Raw genomic sequence first — 3,538 nt, forward strand, 5'->3', positions numbered from 1 at the left:
ATTTCTCCCTGATAACTCTTTTCTCAGATTCTGTTGTTTTTTCTACTACCTATGGCTATATTTTAGCACATATAGTGCCAGAAGTAAACATCCGTTCTTTCTTTTGGTAAAAAATTTGCGCGTTTAACTCATCAAAGTAACGAGAATGCGACGCACAATTATTCAAACGTAAAGTCTTATACCTTAACAGCGAGAAAGACTGCCGAATTGCTCCGACAGTCTCTCATTTTTTACAAGTTCTCCCTGTTCTGCCGCCGGATTTTTCTCCGTACAGCCTGCACAGCCAATGCTGAAAACAAGTATCAGCAACAATATCATTTTGTTTTTTCCCAATATCCGGTTCTCCTCTCTTAAAATGGATTTTAATGGTTCTATAGCAATTCGCAGCCATCAAACAACAAATAGTTACAGATCGTTATAGTTTAACCGGATATCTCTCCATTTTATACATCCACTCAGAAACCTTTTTTTCTCATATAGACAGCAATATCATGATAAACCTGCTCCCTGCCGATCTCGTTGAGGATTTCATGACGCATTCCCGGATACAGTTTCCCCTTTACATCTTTATAACCGGCCCGTCGCATAGCCCGCACTGTCTTTGCAAAATGGCGCACATTGATCAGACAGGGATCCTCAGCCCCACTTACAAACAGTACCGGCATATCTGGATTTGTACAGGAAAAATGCTCCACATCATAGGCACGCTTCATCAGTTCAAATAATGCCAGATACGCATCGTCCGTAAAAGTGAAACCACACAATTCGGATTCCTCATATTCTTTCGCCACATCAGGATCAGAACAGATCCAAGCTGTACACCTCTTATCCTTTCGGAATTTCATTGCCCCTGCACCAAATGACATTGTTTCGATAAGTTTACTTCTGTGTCTCGGTCCAAAGACTGCTTTCTCTGTCTTTGCAATGGCAACTCCCAGAGGCATGGCAGTATTGTAGCTTGGAGAACCACACACGATCAGCATATCTACGCAGCTGTCATGTTCTGCCACAAATGCCCTCACTGCCAGCGAGCCCATACTGTGCCCCATCAGGATCAGCGGAAGTTCCGGATAGTATGCATGGATTTTCCTGTTCACTGTTCGGATATCCTGAAGCATCGCCTGTGCTCCCCCACCGTATGTAAAGCCGAGATCATCCTGATGTTTTACACTTTTTCCATGTCCTCTGTGATCATGAATCACCACCACATATCCAAGTTTTGCCAGATACTGCATAAACGGAATATATCTCTCTTTATGCTCACTCATTCCATGAACCAGCTGTACAACTGCACGATAAGGTTTCTTATCCGGTATCAGTGCCATGACCGAAATCTCAAGCCCGTCTGCTTCTGATTTAAAAGAACTCTCATACTTCATAGATCCACGCCTTCTTTCTGTATTTTCGCATATTATTCTTTATTTTATCCGCTCCGATGTTACTGTTCACTCCGTTCACAGTAACGTAGCCAAAATTCATTCCAGATTGCCTGCGGCAATGGAATTTTGGCTTGTATGTCTCGGGATTTTGGCATATTCATGCCAAAACACCTCACGGGACAGTGGTGTGTGAACAGTAACCACTCTGATTACTATAATTTTGATTATAAGTAAGACAATTGCCATTGTCAACGCATTCTGATATAATCAATTATATCGTTACTGTTACTCTGTTCTCAGTAACATCACATCTGCATGAATGTTATTGCAGATACAAAACCGAAACTTTTTAACATAATACGTTTCAGAGCAGTTATGCTCTAGAGTGTGTCTGAAAAAGGCTTTCTGCAAGATGTGACGCACATCTTGCGTAAAGCATTTTTCAAGCATACTCTAAGACAGGAGGCAATATGACAAAAGGTAATAAAAAAGGACATGCCGGGCTGATCATTTTCATTCTGATCCTGATTCTCGCCATTGGAGGAGGTACCGGCTTCTATTTCTATCAGCGACAGCAGCCACGAAAAGCAGTGGAACATTTTCTTGACAGCATGAAGAAAATGGACTTCGACACGATGGAATCCCTGATTCAGAGCAGTGATCTCACCGCACTGGACAATGCAGATATCCGAGATGCCGCATACACAGATTTCTTCTCAGAGATCAACAAAAAAATGACTTATAAAATCACGAAAAACAGATTTGATATTCAGAATGGTACAGCTTCTGTCACAGCACATATCACTTACATTGACGGAACTAATATTTATAAAGCAACTATCACTGAATTTCTCCGTCAGATCGTTTCCAACGCTTATGCCGGAAACAAGCTTACAGAAGAAGAGACACAGGCAAAACTTGCTTCTATTCTGAGTGAAAAGGCAAAAAAAGTGGAAAAAGATGTATTCTCCGAAACAGATATCACCTATCCGGTGATCAAAACAGATTCCGGATGGAAAATTGTTTCTCTGGATGATGAGACAGTAAAAATCATGTCAGCAAACTTCAAGAGTGTTGAAGAGGAAATAAACAACTCCCTCAACAATATGGATAACGAAGATTCCTCAGGTTCTTCTTCCAATGCACCGGAGGCATCTGCAGATGATACGCTTAATCTCACAACAGAAAAATTTACGATCAAATATACCAAACATACGATCACCAAAGACTTTGCCGGAAATCCATGTATTATGGTTTATTACGATTACACCAATAATTCTTCCTCTGCATCCAGTGCAATGGTTGATGTCAGCCTAAAAGCTTACCAGCATGGAGAATCCTGCGAGGCAGCGATTCCCGAGAATAATGACGATGCGATCGATCATTTTACAGCTGAGATTCAGCCCGGACAGACCGTTAATGTATGCCAGGCATTTACACTGACAGATGAGAGTGATGTAACGGTTCAGGCACAGGAGGCATTTTCCTTTGATGAGGATGCAACTGCCAGACAGATACTTAAAGTAAAATAATCCGATTGTCAGACAGAGTTCCTCAATTGAGGCAGAGAACTTATTTGATTCTGTTAAAATATGCACAGCGATTTAAAATTAATTTGAACCTGCTGTGCATATTTTTTGTCTTCCATGGAACAATATGAAATGTAATAGCTTTATGATTCCTGTCAGAGCTGTCTGCAGCCACAGGGAGACGAAAGGATGGTGACTTATGGGAAGTAAATGTTTAAGATATACGGCACTGACGATTTCCATCATCGGAGCTGTTAACTGGGGACTGATCGGTTTTTTCAATCTGAATCTGGTTGCTCTCCTTTTCGGAAGCATGAGCTGGATTTCCAGAATCATATATGGTCTGGTAGGAATCTGTGGACTCTGTCTTCTGACCTTCTACGGCGATTCAGACACTGAATCTGAATAAGAAAGAATCCTGCAAGCAGGATTCTCAGCCTGCGGCGGGTCGCTTCAGCGACATAATTCCTCTACGCCGCAGTGCGATCCTGCCCGAAGGGCTTTTTTATGTTATAGGAACATTACGGAGTAATTTCCTATAATATAAAAAAGGACTTCGGAAAATCCGAAGTCCCAAGAGCGATAGACGGGGCTCGAACCCGCGGTCTCGACCTTGGCAAGGTCGCGCGT

Annotated in this window: 4 protein-coding genes; 2 read left to right on the forward strand and 2 right to left on the reverse strand. The window is 42.0% G+C overall.

What is annotated here, in order from left to right:
* Positions 1 to 183: 183 nt before the first annotated feature.
* Positions 184 to 333: a hypothetical protein gene (locus LJE12_RS19310; RefSeq protein ID WP_155513426.1), complete on the reverse strand. Its 150-nt coding sequence runs from the start codon at positions 331 to 333 to the stop codon at positions 184 to 186.
* A gap of 122 nt (positions 334 to 455) precedes the next feature.
* On the reverse strand, positions 456 to 1,379 hold the full coding sequence (locus LJE12_RS19315) for an alpha/beta fold hydrolase (RefSeq protein ID WP_008705758.1): 924 nt from the start codon (positions 1,377 to 1,379) through the stop codon (positions 456 to 458).
* A 470-nt stretch (positions 1,380 to 1,849) separates the two neighbouring features.
* Here LJE12_RS19315 and LJE12_RS19320 point away from each other — a divergent pair, with 470 nt between their 5' ends.
* Positions 1,850 to 2,911, forward strand: coding sequence for a DUF5067 domain-containing protein (locus LJE12_RS19320; RefSeq protein WP_008705759.1), 1,062 nt, complete (start codon positions 1,850 to 1,852; stop codon positions 2,909 to 2,911).
* Between the two features lie 196 nt (positions 2,912 to 3,107).
* Positions 3,108 to 3,317: a DUF378 domain-containing protein gene (locus tag LJE12_RS19325; RefSeq protein ID WP_008705760.1), complete on the forward strand. Its 210-nt coding sequence runs from the start codon at positions 3,108 to 3,110 to the stop codon at positions 3,315 to 3,317.
* Positions 3,318 to 3,538: the final 221 nt, after the last annotated feature.

Origin of the sequence: Blautia sp. DFI.6.71 (assembly GCF_020593585.1) — a bacterium.
GTDB classification, from domain to species: Bacteria; Bacillota; Clostridia; order Lachnospirales; family Lachnospiraceae; genus Blautia_A; species Blautia_A wexlerae.